Origin of the sequence: Eubacterium barkeri, from assembly GCF_900107125.1 — a bacterium.
GTDB classification, from domain to species: Bacteria; Bacillota; Clostridia; order Eubacteriales; family Eubacteriaceae; genus Eubacterium_O; species Eubacterium_O barkeri.
In genome coordinates this window covers 14,921-34,208 of record NZ_FNOU01000007.1, presented here as the reverse complement: position 1 = coordinate 34,208, position 19,288 = coordinate 14,921, and the positions used below count along the sequence as shown (strand labels likewise).

The 19,288-nt window shown below is 48.1% G+C and carries 23 protein-coding genes; all 23 read left to right on the top strand.

The features are described from left to right. Window positions 1–32: 32 nt before the first annotated feature. The 23 genes from BLU30_RS05730 (at window position 33) to BLU30_RS05625 (ending at window position 19,223) form a co-directional block, all read left to right on the top strand. Entirely contained in the window at window positions 33–1,397 is a 1,365-nt protein-coding gene (locus BLU30_RS05730) for a UDP-N-acetylmuramoyl-tripeptide--D-alanyl-D-alanine ligase (RefSeq protein ID WP_176770840.1), read from the top strand. A 3-nt stretch (window positions 1,398–1,400) separates the two neighbouring features. Next, window positions 1,401–2,372 carry a phospho-N-acetylmuramoyl-pentapeptide-transferase gene (mraY, locus tag BLU30_RS05725; protein ID WP_090244369.1) on the top strand — a complete coding sequence of 324 codons (972 nt, stop codon included), beginning with the start codon at window positions 1,401–1,403 and terminating at the stop codon, window positions 2,370–2,372. Window positions 2,373–2,395: 23 nt separating this feature from the next. Beyond that, entirely contained in the window at window positions 2,396–3,769 is a 1,374-nt protein-coding gene (gene murD, locus BLU30_RS05720; RefSeq protein WP_090244367.1) for a UDP-N-acetylmuramoyl-L-alanine--D-glutamate ligase, read from the top strand. Next, a complete protein-coding gene (locus tag BLU30_RS05715; protein ID WP_090244365.1) occupies window positions 3,769–4,872 on the top strand; it encodes an FtsW/RodA/SpoVE family cell cycle protein in 1,104 nt (367 codons plus the stop codon). Before murD ends, BLU30_RS05715 begins: the two co-directional genes overlap by 1 nt. Then, window positions 4,872–5,975: an undecaprenyldiphospho-muramoylpentapeptide beta-N-acetylglucosaminyltransferase gene (gene murG, locus BLU30_RS05710; protein WP_090244363.1), complete on the top strand. Its 1,104-nt coding sequence runs from the start codon at window positions 4,872–4,874 to the stop codon at window positions 5,973–5,975. The genes BLU30_RS05715 and murG overlap by 1 nt, the downstream gene beginning before the upstream one ends. A gap of 31 nt (window positions 5,976–6,006) precedes the next feature. Next, window positions 6,007–6,795, top strand: coding sequence for a cell division protein FtsQ/DivIB (locus BLU30_RS05705; RefSeq protein WP_090244361.1), 789 nt, complete (start codon window positions 6,007–6,009; stop codon window positions 6,793–6,795). An 8-nt stretch (window positions 6,796–6,803) separates the two neighbouring features. Next, window positions 6,804–7,520, top strand: a complete 717-nt coding sequence (locus tag BLU30_RS05700; protein WP_090244359.1) for a DUF881 domain-containing protein — start codon at window positions 6,804–6,806, stop codon at window positions 7,518–7,520. Continuing rightward, the gene (locus tag BLU30_RS05695; protein WP_176770839.1) at window positions 7,507–8,244 is read left to right on the top strand and encodes a DUF881 domain-containing protein; all 738 of its coding nucleotides are present in this window, start codon (window positions 7,507–7,509) and stop codon (window positions 8,242–8,244) included. The genes BLU30_RS05700 and BLU30_RS05695 overlap by 14 nt, the downstream gene beginning before the upstream one ends. Window positions 8,245–8,266: 22 nt before the next feature. After that, entirely contained in the window at window positions 8,267–8,740 is a 474-nt protein-coding gene (locus BLU30_RS05690) for a small basic family protein (RefSeq protein ID WP_090244355.1), read from the top strand. 44 nt (window positions 8,741–8,784) lie between these two features. Beyond that, window positions 8,785–9,858 carry a cell division protein FtsZ gene (gene ftsZ, locus BLU30_RS05685; RefSeq protein ID WP_090244528.1) on the top strand — a complete coding sequence of 358 codons (1,074 nt, stop codon included), beginning with the start codon at window positions 8,785–8,787 and terminating at the stop codon, window positions 9,856–9,858. A gap of 8 nt (window positions 9,859–9,866) precedes the next feature. Then, a complete protein-coding gene (nrdR, locus tag BLU30_RS05680) occupies window positions 9,867–10,322 on the top strand; it encodes a transcriptional regulator NrdR (protein ID WP_090244354.1) in 456 nt (151 codons plus the stop codon). 10 nt (window positions 10,323–10,332) lie between these two features. After that, window positions 10,333–10,863 (top strand): NUDIX hydrolase, encoded by a 531-nt coding sequence (locus tag BLU30_RS05675; RefSeq protein WP_090244353.1) that lies wholly within the window; start codon window positions 10,333–10,335, stop codon window positions 10,861–10,863. Window positions 10,864–10,938: 75 nt separating this feature from the next. Continuing rightward, window positions 10,939–12,210 carry a diaminopimelate decarboxylase gene (lysA, locus tag BLU30_RS05670; protein WP_090244350.1) on the top strand — a complete coding sequence of 424 codons (1,272 nt, stop codon included), beginning with the start codon at window positions 10,939–10,941 and terminating at the stop codon, window positions 12,208–12,210. A 1-nt stretch (window position 12,211) separates the two neighbouring features. Beyond that, window positions 12,212–12,856 (top strand): site-2 protease family protein, encoded by a 645-nt coding sequence (locus BLU30_RS05665; protein ID WP_090244348.1) that lies wholly within the window; start codon window positions 12,212–12,214, stop codon window positions 12,854–12,856. Window positions 12,857–12,859: 3 nt separating this feature from the next. Next, complete coding sequence (locus BLU30_RS05660) at window positions 12,860–13,615, top strand: segregation and condensation protein A (protein ID WP_090244346.1); 756 nt, start codon at window positions 12,860–12,862, stop codon at window positions 13,613–13,615. After that, the gene (gene scpB, locus BLU30_RS05655) at window positions 13,587–14,162 is read left to right on the top strand and encodes an SMC-Scp complex subunit ScpB (RefSeq protein ID WP_090244345.1); all 576 of its coding nucleotides are present in this window, start codon (window positions 13,587–13,589) and stop codon (window positions 14,160–14,162) included. The genes BLU30_RS05660 and scpB overlap by 29 nt, the downstream gene beginning before the upstream one ends. Continuing rightward, window positions 14,159–14,878 carry a pseudouridine synthase gene (locus BLU30_RS05650; RefSeq protein ID WP_332582224.1) on the top strand — a complete coding sequence of 240 codons (720 nt, stop codon included), beginning with the start codon at window positions 14,159–14,161 and terminating at the stop codon, window positions 14,876–14,878. The genes scpB and BLU30_RS05650 overlap by 4 nt, the downstream gene beginning before the upstream one ends. Window positions 14,879–14,881: 3 nt before the next feature. Continuing rightward, window positions 14,882–15,271 carry a hypothetical protein gene (locus BLU30_RS14215; RefSeq protein WP_176770838.1) on the top strand — a complete coding sequence of 130 codons (390 nt, stop codon included), beginning with the start codon at window positions 14,882–14,884 and terminating at the stop codon, window positions 15,269–15,271. A gap of 1 nt (window position 15,272) precedes the next feature. Beyond that, window positions 15,273–15,854 (top strand): tRNA 5-(aminomethyl)-2-thiouridylate-methyltransferase MnmM, encoded by a 582-nt coding sequence (gene mnmM / locus BLU30_RS05645; protein WP_176770837.1) that lies wholly within the window; start codon window positions 15,273–15,275, stop codon window positions 15,852–15,854. Next, window positions 15,851–16,768 carry a MurR/RpiR family transcriptional regulator gene (locus BLU30_RS05640; protein ID WP_242873522.1) on the top strand — a complete coding sequence of 306 codons (918 nt, stop codon included), beginning with the start codon at window positions 15,851–15,853 and terminating at the stop codon, window positions 16,766–16,768. Before mnmM ends, BLU30_RS05640 begins: the two co-directional genes overlap by 4 nt. Next, window positions 16,756–17,994 (top strand): BaiN/RdsA family NAD(P)/FAD-dependent oxidoreductase, encoded by a 1,239-nt coding sequence (locus BLU30_RS05635; protein WP_090244341.1) that lies wholly within the window; start codon window positions 16,756–16,758, stop codon window positions 17,992–17,994. Before BLU30_RS05640 ends, BLU30_RS05635 begins: the two co-directional genes overlap by 13 nt. Before the next feature lie 3 nt (window positions 17,995–17,997). Beyond that, on the top strand, window positions 17,998–18,648 hold the full coding sequence (gene cmk / locus BLU30_RS05630; RefSeq protein WP_090244339.1) for a (d)CMP kinase: 651 nt from the start codon (window positions 17,998–18,000) through the stop codon (window positions 18,646–18,648). Then, window positions 18,645–19,223, top strand: coding sequence for a lysophospholipid acyltransferase family protein (locus BLU30_RS05625; protein WP_090244337.1), 579 nt, complete (start codon window positions 18,645–18,647; stop codon window positions 19,221–19,223). Before cmk ends, BLU30_RS05625 begins: the two co-directional genes overlap by 4 nt. Window positions 19,224–19,288: the final 65 nt, after the last annotated feature.

Sequence of the window (19,288 nt, the reverse complement as noted above, 5' to 3'; positions counted from 1 at the left end):
AAGAAAAATGAAATAGAAGGATGCAGATCGAAATGGAAAAATTTTTAGTCAGTGAGTTGTTGGATGTTTTTGATGGTCAACTGGAGCAGGAGGGGACCGTTCCCTTCATTACTTCAGCTTCCATTGACAGTCGGACCATCGCTCCTGGAGGATTATACATCCCCATTATTGGTGAATCAATGGATGGGCATCAGTTCATTCAAAATGCCATTGATAACGGAGCGGTGGCCGTATTAACCCAGCAGCCAGATTGTACAGCTCCTGAAGAAATAACAGTTATACGGGTGGATTCCACCAAGGATGCCCTTCAGGCCCTGGGACGAGCCAATCGTCATCGGTACCATATTCCGGTAGTGGCAGTGACGGGGAGTAGTGGAAAGACAACCACGAAGGATGTCATCGCCGCGGTGTTATCTCAAAAATGTAAAACGATGAAAACCCAGGGCAATTACAATAACCAGTTGGGAGTGCCCCAAACCCTCTTCCAGTTAGATGGAAGTTACGGTGCTGCCGTCGTGGAAATGGGGATGGATCATCTGGGGGATATCCGGGAGACCATCGATGAGGTGACACCCCACTACGCCGTCATCACCAATATTGGGACAGCCCATCTTGAGTTTTTAAAGACCCAGGAAAATATTTTGAAGGCTAAAATGGAAATTTTGGAAACCATGGGTGAGGGAGACTATGCGATTTTAAATGGCGATGATCCTTATCTTAATCGCATTTCAGAGACGCCCTACCGTATTATTCGCATCGGAATCGATTCTGATGCGCTAGATTACCGGGCTGAAAACATTGAATCCTCATCAGAAGGGGTGCGCTTCACCTTGGATGGAGAGGCTTATCATTTCCGGTTTCCTGGGATTCACAATGTGTACAATGCCATGGCTGCCATCGTCATTGCAAAGGACCTGGAACTGAGTCAGGCGCAAATCCAAGGTGGGTTTGATGCCTTTGTACCCAGCGGAAACCGCATGAAGGTGGAAACCATTGGTGGCATTACCTATATCGATGATTCCTACAATGCTAACCCAGATTCTATGCGGGCGGCATCAAATACCCTCCGGGCCATGGGTGAGGAAAAAGGCCGCTGTATTGCTGTGATTGGTGATATGCTGGAAATGGGAGAAACCGGTTGGGAACTCCACCGTAAGGTGGGGGAAACCGTCGGGGAAATAGCGGATATTCTCATTGCCGTTGGGGATTTGGCCAAGGCCTATGTCCAGGGAGCGTCTGGAAAATTGCCCGCTGAGGCCATTCATCACTGCGAGGATGCCGTGGATGCTGCGCTGATGCTTAAGAATATTGCGGCACCAGGGGATACGGTTTTAATTAAGGCATCCCATGGTGTCCATCTTGAAAAAATTATGGAATCCGTAAAGGAAGAGGACTAAACGATGGGTATTGAAAAGCTAACGATTATTGCTTTTTTAGTCAGCTTTCTGTTTGTCTGGATTATCACTCCGCACTTTCTGCCGGTGCTCAGACGCTTACATTTTGGCCAGGCCATCCGTGAGGAAGGGCCTAAAAGCCATATGAAAAAGTCCGGGACACCGACTATGGGGGGCATCGTTATTCAGGGTGGTGTTCTTTTCTCCATGATTGTAATGATGATTGCCACGGGGGCAGCGGTATTATTTCCTGTGATCGTCATGCTCTTTTTCGGACTTATTGGTTTTGTGGATGATTATATCAAGGTGTCAAAAAAGCATAATTTGGGACTGAGGGCATGGCAGAAGCTAGTCCTTCAATTTGGTGGGGCAGCACTGATTGCTGCCTATACCGGTCTAAACCCGGATATCGGCACCGCCTTATACTTGCCCATTGGGGGTGGTATGGTAGATCTGGGGATGTGGTACTATCCCTTCACCTTTATTGCGGTGGTAGCGGTGGTTAATGCCGTCAATCTTACCGACGGACTGGATGGCTTGGCTTCTGGTGTTACTGCGGTATCCATGACCTTTTTTGCCATTGCGGCCATTGGCCTTAATCTTTTGCCACCAGCGATGTTCTCAGGGGCCCTCATTGGAGCCTGTCTTGGATTCTTGCGTTACAACAGCAATCCTGCGGATTTATTTATGGGAGATACCGGTTCCATGGCTCTGGGCGGCGGGGTTATTGCGGTGGCCATTATGACCCAGCTGCAGTTCTTTGTATTAATCGCAGGTTTTGTTTTCGTCATGGAGGCCTTATCCGTTGTCATCCAGGTGGGGTATTTTAAAATGAGTGGTGGCAAGCGTGTCTTTCGAATGGCCCCTATCCATCATCATTTTGAGTTAAAGGGCTGGAGTGAGACCCGGGTGGTCACTGTGTTTTGGGTGGCGGCTGCACTTTGCGTTGCTCTGGCATTTTTAGTATACGTTGCTTAGCTGTTATAATCCAGGAGGAAAATATGAGAGAAAAAGTATTGGTTATCGGAGCTGCCCGGAGTGGCGCCGCGGTTACACAGGCTCTGCTAGCCCGGGGGTACGATGTCATTCTGACGGATACCCGGGATACGGCGGCCATTATCAAGGAGTTCCCCCAGGTGGAGGACGCTTTAGCGGCCTTTTCGGCTGACCGGGTGGAAAAAATGCTGGGTGAACAGATCGATGTAAAAGTGATTTCATCCATTAATATGATTGTCGTGAGTCCAGGGGTTCCGTTGACCATTCCAATCATTCAGGCTGCATTTGAGAAGGATATCCCGGTGATTAGTGAGGTCGAATTAGGCTACCGCCTTTCAGCAGCGCCTTTTATTGCGATTACAGGGACCAATGGAAAAACGACTACCACCACATTGACTGGTGAAATTTTTAAAGCCAGTGGCCGGGGGACGTATACTGTTGGGAATATTGGAGATCCCATTTCCAATTATGTGAATGATGCCCGTGGGGAAGATATTTTTATAACGGAAATCAGTAGCTTTCAACTTCAAACTTGCCTGACCTTTAAACCGGTGGGGGCGGCCATTTTAAACCTTTCCCCAGACCATTTGGATCGGCATAAGACCTTGGAGAATTACTATGAGGCTAAGGCCAGGGTGTTTATGAATCAGGATGGGGCGGATTTTATCGTGCTTAATGCCGATGATGCGGATGTCTGCCGTATCGGTGCCATGGCTAAATCCCGTAAAATTTATTTTAGTGCTGAAAAGCCAGTGGATACCGGGGTTTTTCTGGAGAATGGAAAGGTTATCCTTCGGGATGGCGGGGATACCCCGGTGTGCACTGTGGAGGATATCGGCATTAAGGGGCCCCACAATGTCATGAATGCTTTAGCGGCAACAGCATTAGCTTATTTTGGTGGGGTATCCCTTCCAGTGATTCAAAGGGTTTTAAAGACTTTTTCAGGGGTAGAGCATCGACAGGAACGCTTTGCTACCATTGGTGGCGTAGAGTATATCAATGATTCCAAGGGAACGAATACCAATGCCTCCATCACAGCTCTGGAGGCCATGACGAAACCTACCATTCTTTTAGCTGGTGGCTATGATAAAAATGAAGATTATACCGAATTCATTGGAAGTGTTAAGAAAAAGGTGAAGGCCCTCATCCTTTTGGGCGCAACAGCCGATGCCATTGAGGCCTGCGCCCGCAAAAACGGTTTTGAAGCGATCTACCGTGTGGAAAATTATGATGAAGCAGTTCAAAAGGCATGCGGGCTGGCAGCGTCTGGGGATGTTGTTCTCCTTTCACCGGCCTGTGCCAGTTGGGGAATGTTTGATAATTATGAGGATCGAGGCAGGCTCTTTAAAACCCTCGCTGTCAAATACGGGAGTCAGTAATGAAACGTGGAGGGGTTGACCGGCCTTTACTCATTGCCTTGCTTATTTTGGTCGGCTTTGGAGTTCTGATGGTTTTTAGCGCCAGCATGTACACCTCATCCGTTGACGGCAACAGCAGTGGGCTCAGTCTGTTTGCCAAACAATTATTCTTTGTTGCATTGGGGCTGGTCATCATGTACTTTATCAGCCGGATTGACTATCGACGGCTGAATAATAAGGACCTTTCCTACTTTCTGATGGGTGCCAGTGGCGTATTACTGGTGGCTGTCCTGTTAATTGGGGTGGAAGTGAATGATGCTAAAAGGTGGATCTCTTTAGGATTTACGACCTTTCAGCCCTCAGAGCTGGCCAAGGTTTCCGGAATTGTATACCTTGCTGGCTTGATCTGCCGGGAGCCCAAGGTCCTGGGGAATAGTAAGCAATTTGCCCTTCGGTGTATTGCGCCTATTATGGTTTTATGCGGCCTGACTGCCATTGAGCCTTCACTCAGTGCCGCCATGGCCATTGGTGTGGGGATGCTTATTGTGCTTTTCCTTGGTGGGGTCAATATGAAGCGGTTTTTACCCTATGTACTGGTGATGCTCATCGGTGTGGTCATTTTGTTAATTGCGGAACCCTGGCGTTTAGAACGGATTCGCGTTATGTTTGGCCAGGGTACCGTGGATTATCAGATTACCCAGTCGCTCCTGGCCATCGGGACAGGCGGAATCTTTGGAAAGGGTCTGGGGAATGGCATGCAGAAATATCTGTTTTTACCTGAGCTGCAGAATGACTTTATCTTTGCCAATATCGGGGAAGAGTTTGGCCTTTTGGGATGCCTCTTTGTGATTGGCTTGTTTTGCTTTATCATTATTCGAGGCATTAAGATTGCAAATGCCTCCCCGGATCGCTTTGGCTATCTTTACACCAGCAGTGTCATGATTCTTTTAGGCTTTCAAGTGGTGGTTAATATTGGTGTTGCCACAAAGGTTCTTCCTGTAACGGGAATGGCGTTACCCTTTGTCAGCGCCGGAGGGAGCTCGATGTTGGTGCTTTTTGCGATGATGGGGCCGATTTTCAACTTATCCCGTCGGGTTAATTTAGAGAAAAGGAAAAAACACTAGTGAAGAAAATACTCATAGCTGCGGGAGGAACCGGCGGTCACATTTTTCCGGGCCTGGCCATTGCAGATCAGTTAAAGGAGAAGCTGCCGGATAGCCACATTACCTTTGTGGGGTCTTACGTGGGGATGGAAAAGAATATTATTCCTAAATACGGCTATCCGATGACCTTTATTCGGGCTCGGGGCTTCGAACGGGAGCTATCTTTAGAAACCCTGGCGGCAGTAAAGGGGATTTTTGATAGTATTCGGGATTCGAAGAAGCTTCTCAGAAGTGAAAAGCCGGATTTAGTCATTGGAACCGGGGGCTTTACCTGCGGGATGCTCGTGAAGGAAGCCGCTAAAATGGGGATTCCGACGCTTATCCATGAGCAAAACGCTTATCCGGGACGATCAAACCGAATGCTTGCCAAGGTAGTCGACCGTATCGGGATTAGCTTTAACGAGGCCCGGGATTACTTTCCAGAGGATAAGGTCTTTTTTGCTGGGAATCCTGTTCGGGGTGTCTTTAAGACCATTGACCGGGGAGAAATGCGAAACGCCCTTCATCTTGGGGAGGATCAACGAATGGTCCTTGCCGTTGGCGGCAGCCAGGGGGCAGAGAGCATTAATCGGGCAATGGTAGAACTGGTCGGAAAGGATGCGGAGTCAGACCGGGTGTTTTATCATCTGACAGGGAAAGAACAGTACGATGCGGTCTGTCAGGACTATGCAAAAGCGGGCATTACCATTGATGGAGAACGCTTGAGGGTGTCCCCCTTCAGTACCGAAATGCAGGTGCTTATTGGCGCCAGTGATTTGGTTATCAGCCGTTCCGGGGCAATGTCCATCGCAGAGCTGGCAGCGTCGGGAACTCCTTCGATCCTGATTCCCTATCCCATGGCAGCTGGGGACCACCAGCGTGTAAATGCCCAGGCAATTGTGGATCTTGGGGGGGGAATTATGATCCCGGATGCCGACCTTGAAGGCGGACGCTTGATGCAGGTTGTCGAAGATTTATTGGCAGATCCTGTGGAAATGGAGAATATGGAGGCAGCGGTACGGGCCTACGGTGTCATCGATGCAGATGCACGTATTGCCGATGAAGCCATGGGGCTGATGGTGTGAAATAAGATCAAATAAGGAAGTAGATGCCGGTATGAAGAAAAGGTCACAGCGACAAAAGGAGCTCAAGCAGAAGCTGAAGCGAAGAAAGAGACGGCGCATTGCGGTGCGTGTTCTTAGTTTGCTTATTGCCTTGGGGATTCTTGCCGGTGTGGGATACTGGTTTTACACCGCAACGGTCCAGGGAGTTTTTAATATCAAACATGTTGAGGTTGTGGGGAGTGGATCCCGGGAATCCCAGGGGATTATCGATGCAGCTGGTGTCCCTATGAATCAAAATCTCTTTACGGCCAATCTCAATGCTATTGATACCAATATCCGAAATAATTTGATGGTGGACGATTTGAGGGTATCAAAAAAATATCCGGATACGATTCTTATTGATATTACCCTGGAGCCTGCTGTTTGTGCCATGGTGGCAGAGGATAAAACCTTTTATCTTAACAAGGAGGGAAAGGTGGTGGAGGTCAGTGATTACCTGGAAAAATCAGATATTCCACTGGTCTCTGGACTGACGGGGATTACGGCGGATACCGCAGTGCGCAGTAATGCGACCATTCAGCCGGAATGGAAATACAAAGAAATCCTGCGGATGATTGATGTGTTAGACAATAGTGGTTATGGGTCAAAGATTTCAGAAATCATTGCTACCTCGGATAATCACTATAAAATTATCACCAAAAATAATGTGATTTTCCAGGTCGATGATTTTGAAGGTTTTAAAGAAAATTACGATTATATTGGTACGGTTATTCAAAAGAACCAGAGCAATCTGGATATCAATCTGACGGCGGGGCCCAATCCCATCGTTAAAACACGTTAGGGGATGATATGAAAAACACCGGAAAATTATCCATTGCTGTCGTGTCTGTCCTTGTTGGCGTACTCATTATTCTGTCCATGCGGGCGGTGGATCAGATTGGCGGCTCCGCCAACACAGAGCGTGCCGCCAAGCTCGCCTCTGAAATCAATGCCCTGGAAAGCCGTAATGAAGCCTTGGAGGCAGAGAAAACAAAGCTATCCCAAAAACTCGCCCAATATGAAGCCTCTGTGGCAGAAGGGGACGATGTCATTAAGGAGAAGCTGAAAGCTTTGGAAAAGGAGCGGATTGCAGCAGGCTATACGGATGTCAGTGGTTCGGGTATTATCATTGCCATCGATGTTGACGGTACATCGGATTACGATCCAAGCCTGTACGCTTCCCATGCAGAGCTACTCTTAACCCTGGTGAATGAGCTCAACGCAGCGGGGGCAGAAGCGGTCTCCATCAATGGAGAACGACTTGTGGGGACAACAGAAGTCCGCCAGGGCGGTAATTATGTCAATATTAATAAAAAGAAATTTACGGCTCCCTTTGAAGTTCGGGCTATTGGAGAACCAGCAACTCTCGCTGCAGCGGTGGAAATGCGCTCAGGTATTGTGGATGTCATGAAGAGTAATCATCTGAAGGTGGGAATTTCCCGGCAGGATACCCTGGAAATTGCGGCTTATGATGGTACGGTAGACATTCAATATGCTCAGCCGGTGGCAGATGATGCCGCCCAATAAATATTTAAAACCCAGGGAACTGGGACTATTGGTTTTATTCACCCTTATTGGTGCTCTGATGGCGATTATGGTTAGAAATCTGGATAGCGTTAGCTTTACCCTGGGAGACGGCCTTCATTCTACAGCGTCCCTGTACGAGCAGGAGGTAATCCTTGAGAACCTCAGGACACGGAGTGCAATACTCGAGCAGCAAATGACAAAGCAGCAGGAGCGTATTGCGTTGTACGAGGGAGCCTACGATGTGCCCTCCAAGAGTGCTGATGAAAACAGAACAGCTTCTCTGGAAGCGTATTTAAATGAGACGACCCAAACGCTGCAGATTCTTGATGGTTCCCTCGCCATTCAGGGCCAGGGAGTCCGGGTAACTTTAATGGATAGTGATCGGGAAATCCAGAAGGGTGAGAATCCCAATCAATTTTTGGTCCATAATTCGGATGTGCTTCAGGTTCTCAATGAACTGCGTGTGGCGGGTGCGGAAGGCATCGCCCTCAATGGTTTTCGGGTAACAGAGCATAGCACCGTAAATTGTGGTGGTGCAGTCATCAATGTGGATGGAAATCTTTCGACCCCACCCTTCGTTATTGAGGCGATTGGAGATTCGGAGAAATTGAGTCTTTACTTAAATTCTGACGAAAGTGTCATTCAGATATTGAAATATTCGGAAATAAAGGTTAATATAGAAAAGTCAGAATCATTATACTTGGATAAGAGTAGCTATTATTAATTTTCCAGGAAAAGAGGTTGCGATGTTATTTCCTTTAATTGGGTTGATGATCGGTCTGATCATCGGGCTGTTTTTACCCATAGAGGTACCGCTGGCCTATTCCTCTTATTTATCCATTGCCATTCTGGCTGCATTGAATTCCATTTTTGGCGGGATTCAGGCGGATTTGGAAGGGGCCTTTGATCAAAAGCTTTTTATCACAGGTTTCTTTGGCAATACGGTACTCGCCGCATTGTTAACCTATATTGGGGACCGTATTGGGGTTCCGATTTATTACGCCGCGATTTTCTATTTTGGAACGACATTATTTTCCAACTTTGCTAAAATCAGGCGACATTACTTCCATACAGAAGGTGGCAACAAGAATAGTGTTATTAAGCGAGAAGAAGTGCCTGGAACCATCAAAGAGTCAGCAATGGCGCGGGAAAAGAAGGACGAAGGTACCAAACATCCCGTAAACATGGAGCAGCTTAGAGATGTTGAAGGTGATGATTGATATAGATTATTATTCTGTATATGAAAAAGCAGGAGGGAAAAAAAGTGATTGAATTAGATAACTACAGTAGCAATTTCGCTAAGATTCGTGTCGTCGGTGTCGGCGGAGGTGGAAACAATGCCGTCAATCGCATGATTGAGGCTGGCCTTAAAGGGGTTGATTTTGTCTCCATCAATACGGATAACCAGGCCTTGGCTCTAACCTTGGCAGAAAAGCGCCTTCAGATCGGTGAAAAGACCACTGGAGGTCTTGGTGCAGGTGGCAATCCGGAAATGGGTCAAAAATCTGCAGAAGAAAGCCGGGATGCCATCGCTGAAATCATCGAGGGCACCGATCTTCTCTTTGTAACTGCCGGAATGGGTGGTGGGACTGGCTCTGGTGCTGCCCCAATCATCGCCAGAGTGGCGAAGGAAATGGGAATTCTCACCATTGGTGTCGTTACAAAGCCCTTCTCCTTTGAAGGAAAGGTGCGGATGCGCAATGCTCAGATTGCCAGTGATTTCATGCAGGACAGTGTCGATGCCCTGGTAACCATCCCCAACGACCGTTTGCTGCGTATGGCAGACAAATCCACCTCCCTGCGGGAAGCTTTTAAATTAGCAGATGATGTTCTGCTTCAGGGTGTTCGTAGTATTTCGGATTTAATTTCCATGCCAGGCCTGGTCAGTCTTGACTTTGCCGATGTCAAGACCATCATGCAGGATGCCGGTTTGGCCCACATGGGTGTTGGCCGTGCTTCCGGTGAAAACCGTGCTGAAGAAGCGGCTAAAGAAGCCATTTTAAGTCCACTTCTGGAAACTGAAATTGATGGTGCTACAGGCGTATTGCTGAACATCACCGCAGGGGAAGATTTATCCCTCTTCGAAGTTGATAAAGCAGCGACCATTGCCCGGGAAGCCTCTGACGAAGATGCCAATGTCATCTTTGGGGCAACCATTGATGAAAGTCTGGGGGATGAAATCCAGATTACTGTCATTGCCACTGGTTTTTTGACAAAGGATGAAGAACGGGCAAGCCGTTCAGTTCCAACTCAGAAACAGGCGCCGAAAAAGAGTGAAAACCGTCGTTCCAGTGCGGATCTCTTCTCTATTCCGGACTTCTTGAATACAGACGAATAGGATGAACCATGCGATGTCCCTTTTGCGAGTATGACGGCAGCCGGGTAATCGATTCACGACCAGTTGAAGAAAATACCATGATTCGACGTCGCAGGGAGTGTGAAAAGTGCAAGAAGCGCTTTACCACCTACGAGCGGATTGAAAACATCCCCCTTATCATTGTGAAAAAAGGGGGCCAACGGGTATCCTTCGATCGGAATAAAATCCTGAACGGGATGATTAGAGCCTGCGAAAAGCGGCCTGTTCCCATCAACCATCTCGAAGAAGTGGTCGATGGCATTGAACGCAACCTTTATCAAAATGAGGCCAAGGAAATATCCTCGGAGTGTATCGGTGAGCAGGTGATGGATGCCCTTAAATCCATTGATCAGGTAGCTTATGTGCGCTTTGCTTCAGTTTATCGACATTTTAAGGATGTGGATTCCTTCATGGAGGAACTGAACCATCTGAAGTCGGAGCAGTAAGGAGGCTTTTGTGGACTTTTACGAACCGACCATCGAAACAAAGGAAATTTTTTCTGGTCGAATTTTAAATTTAAGGGTGGATACCATTGCCCTTCCGGATGGAAAAACATCCCTCCGTGAAATTGTTGACCATAAAGATGCAGTGGCTATTTTGCCCATCGTGGATGACTGCATGGTCTTTGTAAAGCAATTTAGAAAGGCCATCGAAACGGTGTTGACAGAAATACCCGCAGGCCTTATGGAAGTGGGGGAAAATATTTTTGAAACCGCTTCCCGTGAGCTCCAGGAAGAAATTGGACTGAAGCCGATGGACCTGAAGTACTTAGGAGACATGTGGCCTTCACCAGGATTCACCAATGAAAAGACAGCGTTGTTTATGGCGACACAGTTTGAAGAAGAAGCTTTGGAGGCGGATGATGATGAATTCATCCAGATTATCCGGATTCCAATCCCGACAGTAAGGGCCCTTTATTTAAGCGGCAAATTTACAGATGCAAAGACGGCCTGCGCATTGGGACGTTATTTTTCACAGTGCAGATAATAATCATGGGTGATCCTTTATCCCGCCTGGGCGAGATAAGTGGTCACCTTTTCTATTCTAAAAAAGGAGTATTGAATGAGCCATTATATTTTTTCCGGGCACGATACCGTGACCCTGGCCAAAGAGTACGGCACACCCTTATATGTTATGAGCGAAGATATTCTTAGAGATAATATTCAGGGAATTAAGGACGCCTTTGAAAAAACAGGCGCCGAATACGAAATTAATTTTGCCGGCAAATCCTTCTTGAACCTGGCGATGTGCCGTATCGTTGATGAGATGGGCATTTGCCTGGATGTTGCTTCTGGCGGAGAATTATACACCGCCCTCCAAAGCGGCTTCGATCCGGCACGCCTTTGTCTCCATGGCAACAACAAATCCAGGGAAGAGCTTGAAATGGCTCTGGATGCCAGGGTCGGGCGTATTGTCATTGACAACGCAGTAGAGCTTGATACTCTGGATCAACTGACCCGGGACCGGGAGCAGCACATCACCGTTTTGTTTCGGGTAACACCGGGAATCTCTGCCCATACCCATGAACTGATCCAAACAGCAACCGAGGATTCCAAGTTTGGAGTTCCCATTCGTCAGGCTCGGGGAGTCATTGGCAATGCTCGAAAAATGCCTTTTATTGACGTAGTCGGTATCCACTGCCATGTCGGCTCCCAGATCATTGACGATGCCCCCTTTGTTATGGCCATGGACATCATGATGGATCTGTATAAGGTCCTCCAGGAGGATGGCTTGGATTTAAAAGAAATTAATCTGGGGGGAGGCTTTGGCATTCCATATTTAACGGGTGACGAATCCTTTGATGTCATGAACCATATTCCAAGAATGGTGGCCCATATTCGGGAGATGTCTGTAAAAAAAGCCCTGGCCATGCCACGTTTGGTTGTCGAACCAGGCCGGTATATATCGGCGACCGCTGGCATTACTCTATACACGGTTGGAACGGTGAAGGATATCCCCGGGGTGAAAAAATACGTGTGTATTGATGGGGGAATGGCAGATAACCCAAGACCTGCGTTGTACGATGCGGAATATGAAGCCCTTTTATGCAATCACTATGGGGAAGCATCCACCGAAACCGTGACAATTAGTGGAAAGGCCTGTGAAACCGACCGCTTAATCGCTTCGGCAAAATTACCCAGTGCCGCACCAGGGGATATTTTGGCCGTCCGCCATACCGGCGCCTATAATTATTCCATGAGCAGTAATTATAACCGTCTCCGTCGGCCGGCAGTGGTCCTCCTTCGTGGTGAACAGTCCGGTATTATTGTGGAACGGGAAACTTATGCAGACCTTATCGCCCATGACCGGATCGTGCCATGGCTGGAGAAATAAGATGCTGACAAATTTTACGCCAGAGTATTTTTTCAATCTGCTCCTTGGGCTACCGGGGATCCTCATTGCCATCTCTTTTCATGAGATGGCCCACGGCTATGCGGCGGATGCCATGGGGGATCCCACACCCAAGATGATGGGACGTCTGACCATGAATCCTTTAAAGCACATCGATCCCGTGGGATTCATTGCCATGGTGCTGCTGCGCTTCGGCTGGGCGAAGCCGGTTCCTGTCAATCCCAATAATTTTAAAAATCGAAAAAAAGGGATGATTGTCGTTGCTCTATCGGGATGTCTTACCAATTTGCTGTTAGGCTTTATCGGAATGGCGGCCTATTTTGCGGTCCTTCCTTTGCAAAATGGGATGCTCTCGACGATTTTACAATATATTTACTACTATAACGTCCTCTTTGCCGTTTTTAATCTCATTCCCATTCCACCTCTGGATGGGTCCCAGCTTTTAGCTGAATTTCTGCCGCCAAGGGCGAGCCAAAAATTCTCTGAATTCGGGCGTTATGGGATGTTTGTTTTGCTGGCATTGATGTTTACTGGTATTTTTGGGATGGTCATCAGCCCTATTATCAATGCGGTGCTTAATCTGTACGCCACCCTTTTGTCACCGTTGTTCACCCTCATCTGGTCCTAAACGATGTCCTATGAGGTTGCACTGGAGAGCTTTGAAGGCCCTTTAGACTTATTGTTGTTTTTAATTCAGAAAAATAAAATCGATATCTATGATATCCCAATCGTACAGGTTACCAGGCAGTATTTATCTTATATTTATAAATGGCAGGAGATGGATTTAGAGATTGCCAGCGAGTTTATCGTCATGGCCTCCAGGTTGCTGGAAATTAAATCCCGGACGCTGTTACCCCGGACGACACCCGAGGAAGAATCTGAAGAGGAGATGCGGGCAGCTCTAGTCAGCCAACTTCTGGATTATCAGGTTTTTAAAAAAATCAGCACCTATCTCGAGAATCGGGAGATGGCTGAGCTGGGAACCCTGGCCAAGGAGCCAGAGTATATTCCAGGGCTGGTCCAGGAAAGGCCGGTGGAAATAAAGGGGGAGGATTTGGCCAAGGCCTTTCGGGGTGTCATTGCCATGTACCGGGATGATCATCTCCTTAAATCTTACTCCGGACAGATTTTAAGGGATAATTTTACCGTTGAAGAAAAGATTGATTTAATACGGGGCCGAGTTTCAAATGGGACAGGAGAAGCGGTGCCTTTCTCGGATTTACTCATTGGACATGGGCAGAAGGAGGAGGTGGTGGTCACCCTTTTGGCTGTACTGGAATTGTTCAAAGGTGGAGAGATTGCCATTAGGCAAAGGGGCTTGTTCCAGGAAATAATCATAGAAGAAGGATGGATGGTAGATGGAGAATCGACAGATAACCATGATTGACCGCCGCCGATATCAGGGAATGATCGAGGCGGTACTTTTTGCGTCCGGGGAACCGGTTACCTTAAAGGATCTGGCTGTGGCGGTGGATCAAAAGCAAGACACGGTACAGCAGCTGTTGATTGAGATGGAAAAGGCCTATCAGAAGGAAGAACGAGGAATTCGTCTCCTTAATGTTAACGGAACCTGGCAGTTAACGACAAAGCCAGAGCACTACGCCGTGGTTTCGGATGTTTTAGGCCTCCATCAGGCAGCGGGTTTATCCAAGGCAGCACTGGAAACCCTGGCTATTGTAGCCTATCGCCAGCCCATTACCCGGGTGGAGGTTGAGGCTCTCCGAGGGGTAAGCTCCAGCAGTTCGATCCAATTACTTCTGGACCGGGAGCTTATCACAGAGGCAGGGCGCAAGGATGCCCCCGGGCGTCCATTTTTGTATAAAACAACCGATTGTTTTTTGAAATCCGTCCATCTGACATCTTTGGCAGAGCTGCCATCTTTTGATCTCTTTTCAGATGCGGGACAGGATTTATTGGAGGAAGCTATTTTATGAGTATGCGGTTACAAAAATATATGGCAATGTGCGGCGTGGCCTCCCGACGAAAATCTGAAGAGCTCATTGCCACAGGTCATGTTCGGGTTAATGGCGTGGGCGTTATGACACCGGGGTACCAGGTGGAGCCCGGTGTAGATCAGGTGGAGGTGGATGGTAGCCCCATTACTGGGGAATCCCATGAATATATCCTGCTGAACAAACCCATGGGAGTGATTTCGACGTCATCGGATGTTCATGCCGTGGAAACCGCCGTGGATTTGGTGAAAAGTGATAAGCGCCTGTACACGGTGGGACGGTTGGATAAGGATACCGAGGGCTTGTTGGTTTTGACCAACGACGGGGATCTGACCTTTCGACTTACCCACCCACGGCATCATTTTAAAAAGACCTATACCTGCCTGGTTAAGGGGCGGATGGAGGATGAGGCCGTTGAGCTTCTCCGGGGAGGGGTCCTTATTGATAATGATGGGGAAGACTATCAAACCCAACCTGCGGAGATTACAGTACTGCGAAGAAAACGGGGAGCTACCCTCATTAGTATCACTATTTCTGAAGGGAAGAATCGTCAGGTCCGTAAGATGTGCGAGGCGGTGGAGCATCCTGTTATCCAGTTAAAGCGGGTTGCATTAGGGAATTTAAAAGACCCGGCCCTTAAAGCTGGAAAGTGGCGCTATCTGACGGCTGCTGAAGTGGACTACTTAAAAGGAGTTTAGAAAATGCTGAAATTTTATTTTCCAAAGGAAACAGATGGAATTGCCTCTTTTTTTGAGGAGGATGCTTTAAAGAAAAGTTTGATTATGGCTGCAGAGGATGAGGTTGGTCTTTTGGCCCTCTGCCGTTTTATTTATTCGGGAAGCTCAGCCGTGATCCAGGAGATTGTAAAAGTGGACCACAGCGCAGATTTGGAGATATTTGATGGACTTCTGCGGTCTGTTCTTTTCCATTTAATGGAGATGGGCTGCCGTTCGGTGGATGTTTTCGATGGACCAGAGGATCTGGAGGGATACTTTAAGGGTCTGGGCTTTACGCGGGAAGGAAACCATTGGCATCACGATGATTTTCCAGGGGCCCTTTTCTGCGGATGTCCATCCTGTGGAGGCATGTAGTATGATTGAAGCCTTTAGGCGTCAAACAATTTTGGCAGGGTCCATTATATGGGAGCATTTGAATCATGGAGATTCTGCCATCGATGGTACCGCAGGAGCTGGAGAGGATACTCTTATGATGGCCAGGAGGGTGGGGCCAGAAGGCAGGGTGTATGCCTTTGATATTCAAGGGGAAGCCATTGCCCGGACGCGCTCCCTTCTGGCGTCCCAGGGGGTGGAACAACCGGTTCGGCTGTATCACCTGGGGCATGAGTCCTTGGGAAGCCTGCCGGAAATTTCCGGTGATCCAAGAATTCGCGGGATTATGTTTAACCTCGGTTACTTACCAGGCGGCGATCATGCCATCGTGACCCGATGTGAGACCACCATAGCGGCTCTGAAGGGGGCCCTTGGCGTATTGGCAGCGGATGGGGTGATGACGGTATGCGTTTATGGACATCAAGAAGGTCTGTCGGAGGCACAAGGGGTAGAAGCCTGGTGTAGTGCCTTAGGTAAGGGGATTGATGTCCATCGGATTGAAACCATCAATCATCAGAATAGCCCCGTTTTGTATCTTATCAAAAAAGCAAGGGATGTAAAGTGAACAATTATCGGAAAAAATGTGATGTCAGGGATATCTTTGCAGAACTAAAGCACCAGTATAACAGCTTTAGCAAAAGCCATAAAAAGATTGCGTTGTACATCATGCGGAATTTTGAAAAGGTCCCGGATATGTCGGCCATGCAGGTCGCCCGGGCAGTGCATGTCAGTGAGGCCACCGTGGTGCGATTTGCCATTTTCCTTGGCTATGAAGGCTATCCGGAATTTCGGAAATTCCTGAAGGACGAAATGAATAGCAAGTTAACCACCGTGGAGCGCATTGACTTAACCATGGGTGATGATGAAAAGGCCCTTCTGATGAAGGATAGCGCCAAACATATGCTTAAAAGCGATATCGAATCCGTAAAGGATACCCTTGCGAATTTCGATGAGGAGACCTTTGAACACTGTGTGGGGCTCATTGCAGAGGCCAGGAAGGTTATTATCATCGGATTTCGAACTACCAGCCTCCTTACTGAGTATTTGGGCTATTATTTGGGTCTGGTATTGGATGATGTGCGCATCGTTAACCATGGGGTGACAGATTTTTATGAGCATCTCATTAAAATTGGGGAGAATGATGTGGTCATCGCCATTAGCTTTCCACGTTATGCCAAAAAAACCATGGAGGCTGTGGAGTTTTTAAAGGATCGGGGGCCGAAAATTATTGTGATTTCCGATAACAACCATGCTCCCATTAACCAATATGCGGATTATACGCTTTTGGCCAAAAGCAACGCCTACGCCTTTGTGGATTCCCTGGTGGCGCCACTGAGTATGATTGATGCTCTGGTGGTGGCCATCGGTCTTAAAAATGTAGCAAAAACAAAAAAGACCTTTAAGGATTTGGAAGAAATATGGAAAGAAAACTACGTCTATACAGGAGATGAATTGGAGCGAGACTTATGGAGCGAGTAATGCAGACCATAGTGGTCGGCGGCGGCCCCGCCGGAATGCTGGCGGCCCTTTCTGCAGCAGAGGGTGGAGGAGCTGTGATTTTGTGCGAGCAAAATGAAAAGCTGGGAAAGAAGCTTTATATTACGGGAAAAGGCCGCTGCAATGTGACCAACGCCTGTGACCGGGATGATTTTTTTGAAAACATTATGACTAATCCTCGGTTTTTATACTCGGCCTTTGCGGCCTTTAATAATTACGATTTGATGGGGATTCTGGAAGATGCTGGCTGCCCCCTTCAGGTGGAGCGGGGAAACCGGGTTTTTCCCACAAGCAATAAATCCAGCGATATTATCCGCGCTCTGGGCACAGCCCTTAAAAAAGCCGGTGTTCAGGTTCGCCTGGGGACTGCGGTCAAAGCCATTGAAAGGGAAACTGTAAAGGGTAGGCCGAGGGCCATGGGTGTAACGCTACAAGACGGGAGCCTCATTCCAGGGGACCGCGTGATCCTGGCCACCGGGGGGATGAGTTATACGTCCACTGGCTCTGATGGTTATGGCATGCGTCTGGCCAAGGCCCTGGGGCATCGCTTGGTGCCTTGTCGGCCCTCTTTAGTGGGCCTGACAACCAAGGAGCGGTGGCCGATGGCGCTTCAGGGATTATCCCTGCGCAACGCTGGTCTCACCCTGTATTCCGGGAAAAAGCTGGTCGCCCGGGAACAAGGGGAAATGCTCTTCACCCATTTTGGGGTGTCCGGTCCCATGGTCTTAAGCCATAGCGCCCGAATCAAGAAGGACCCGGGAAACTATCATCTCTCCATCGATCTTAAGCCAGGACTCAGTGAGGAGCAAATCCAGGCCCGGGTCGTCCGGGATTTTGAAAAATACCAGAACAAACAATTGATTAATGCAATGGGAGATCTCCTTCCCGCCAAACTGATTCCTGTCTTTGTCGAATTAACGGGAATTTCAGGGGAAAAGCGGGTCAACCAGATTACCAGGCAGGAACGGCGCAGGGTTGAGGAGCTCCTTAAATCCATGCCCCTGTCCATTACCGGGTTTACCGCCATGAATTCGGCCATCATTACCTCTGGGGGTGTTCATGTGGGGGATATCAATCCGAAAACCATGGAATCTAGAATTATGGATGGACTGTATTTTGCAGGGGAAATGATTGATGTGGATGCCCTGACGGGAGGATATAATATTCAAATTGCAGCGAGCACAGGATGGCTTGCCGGTAAGGAGTGAAAAATGCAAATTGCCATTGATGGCCCGGCAGGGGCCGGTAAAAGTACCATTGCAAAGATGATCGCAAAGGACCTGGGAATCATCTATCTGGATACCGGGGCAATGTATCGGGCCATTACCTATGGTGTCATGGAAGCGGGGATTCCATTTTCGGATGAAGGAGCCATTATTGATTTTACCCAGAAAAGTACCATTGATTTTGATGGTTCCGCTGTGCTTTTAAACGGGGACGTCATTACTGAGGAAATCCGCAGGCCCCTGGTGAGCCAGCATACCTCGGATATTGCCTGTATCCAGGCTGTTCGGGATCTTCTGGTGAAGGAGCAGCGACAGATTGCGGCTAATCATTCTGTTATTATGGATGGCCGGGATATCGCATCGGTGGTGCTGCCCCAGGCTCAGTACAAATTCTATTTAGATGCCAGTATTACAGAGCGTGCTGTGCGGCGGATGAGGGAATTGGCAGAAAAAGGCATCGATAAGTCCCTGGATGAGGTGAAGGCGGATATTGCTACCCGGGATTATAACGATACCCATCGCGATGCTGGTCCCCTGGTCTGTACTGAGGATGCCATTATCATTGATACCACGGGCAAAAGCATCTCTGAGGTTTGTCAGGCCATTATGACACATATTAAAGGGGGGCCATTATGATTTATCGACTGGGCCGTGCTTTATTCAAATATATTGTCAATATCATCCTTTATCGGTTTACCATTAAGGGTAAGGAGAATGTACCTGAAAGTGGCGGGCTAATTATCTGTCCCAACCATGTTAGCCTTTATGATCCCATTGTCATTGCGACCCAACTGGATCGCCCCATCCATTACATGGCCAAGGCGGAGCTTTACAAGCATGCCCTTGTTGCCTGGGTTATGCGTGCGGTTAAAACCATTCCGGTGAATCGGGGGAATGTTTCTGTACAAACCCTTAAGGAATCCATGAAAGTTCTGAAAGACGGCGGGATTTTAGGAATTTTTCCAGAAGGAACTCGGGTGGCAGAGGGGGAAGAAAAGCCCCCTATGGATGGCTTTGTGGTGTTTGCACTTAAGACAAAAAGTCCAATTTTACCGGTTCATATTCAGGGGCGTTTTAAGTTTAGAAGCCATATCACCATTACTTTTGGAGCGCCCATCACTTTGGAAGAATACTACGGGAAGAAGCTGAAAGCCCCTGAGATGTCCGAAATTAGTCAAAAAATCATGGATCAGGTGTACGCTCTGGATTAGGCCCAGGGAGAATGAAAATATTAGAAAAAAAACACGAATTCGTGCAAAAAATAGTGGACATTAAG

Excerpts from the sequence above, each read along its gene's own strand:
- BLU30_RS05730 (WP_176770840.1), top strand. The coding sequence starts at position 33 with ATGGAAAAATTTTTAGTCAGTGAGTTGTTGGATGTTTTTGATGGTCAA.
- mraY (WP_090244369.1), top strand. The coding sequence starts at position 1,401 with ATGGGTATTGAAAAGCTAACGATTATTGCTTTTTTAGTCAGCTTTCTG.
- murD (WP_090244367.1), top strand. The coding sequence starts at position 2,396 with ATGAGAGAAAAAGTATTGGTTATCGGAGCTGCCCGGAGTGGCGCCGCG.
- BLU30_RS05715 (WP_090244365.1), top strand. The coding sequence starts at position 3,769 with ATGAAACGTGGAGGGGTTGACCGGCCTTTACTCATTGCCTTGCTTATT.
- BLU30_RS05705 (WP_090244361.1), top strand. The coding sequence starts at position 6,007 with ATGAAGAAAAGGTCACAGCGACAAAAGGAGCTCAAGCAGAAGCTGAAG.
- BLU30_RS05700 (WP_090244359.1), top strand. The coding sequence starts at position 6,804 with ATGAAAAACACCGGAAAATTATCCATTGCTGTCGTGTCTGTCCTTGTT.
- BLU30_RS05695 (WP_176770839.1), top strand. The coding sequence starts at position 7,507 with ATGCCGCCCAATAAATATTTAAAACCCAGGGAACTGGGACTATTGGTT.
- BLU30_RS05690 (WP_090244355.1), top strand. The coding sequence starts at position 8,267 with ATGTTATTTCCTTTAATTGGGTTGATGATCGGTCTGATCATCGGGCTG.
- nrdR (WP_090244354.1), top strand. The coding sequence starts at position 9,867 with ATGCGATGTCCCTTTTGCGAGTATGACGGCAGCCGGGTAATCGATTCA.
- lysA (WP_090244350.1), top strand. The coding sequence starts at position 10,939 with ATGAGCCATTATATTTTTTCCGGGCACGATACCGTGACCCTGGCCAAA.
- BLU30_RS05665 (WP_090244348.1), top strand. The coding sequence starts at position 12,212 with ATGCTGACAAATTTTACGCCAGAGTATTTTTTCAATCTGCTCCTTGGG.
- BLU30_RS05660 (WP_090244346.1), top strand. The coding sequence starts at position 12,860 with ATGTCCTATGAGGTTGCACTGGAGAGCTTTGAAGGCCCTTTAGACTTA.
- scpB (WP_090244345.1), top strand. The coding sequence starts at position 13,587 with ATGGAGAATCGACAGATAACCATGATTGACCGCCGCCGATATCAGGGA.
- BLU30_RS05650 (WP_332582224.1), top strand. The coding sequence starts at position 14,159 with ATGAGTATGCGGTTACAAAAATATATGGCAATGTGCGGCGTGGCCTCC.
- BLU30_RS14215 (WP_176770838.1), top strand. The coding sequence starts at position 14,882 with ATGCTGAAATTTTATTTTCCAAAGGAAACAGATGGAATTGCCTCTTTT.
- mnmM (WP_176770837.1), top strand. The coding sequence starts at position 15,273 with ATGATTGAAGCCTTTAGGCGTCAAACAATTTTGGCAGGGTCCATTATA.
- BLU30_RS05635 (WP_090244341.1), top strand. The coding sequence starts at position 16,756 with ATGGAGCGAGTAATGCAGACCATAGTGGTCGGCGGCGGCCCCGCCGGA.
- cmk (WP_090244339.1), top strand. The coding sequence starts at position 17,998 with ATGCAAATTGCCATTGATGGCCCGGCAGGGGCCGGTAAAAGTACCATT.
- BLU30_RS05625 (WP_090244337.1), top strand. The coding sequence starts at position 18,645 with ATGATTTATCGACTGGGCCGTGCTTTATTCAAATATATTGTCAATATC.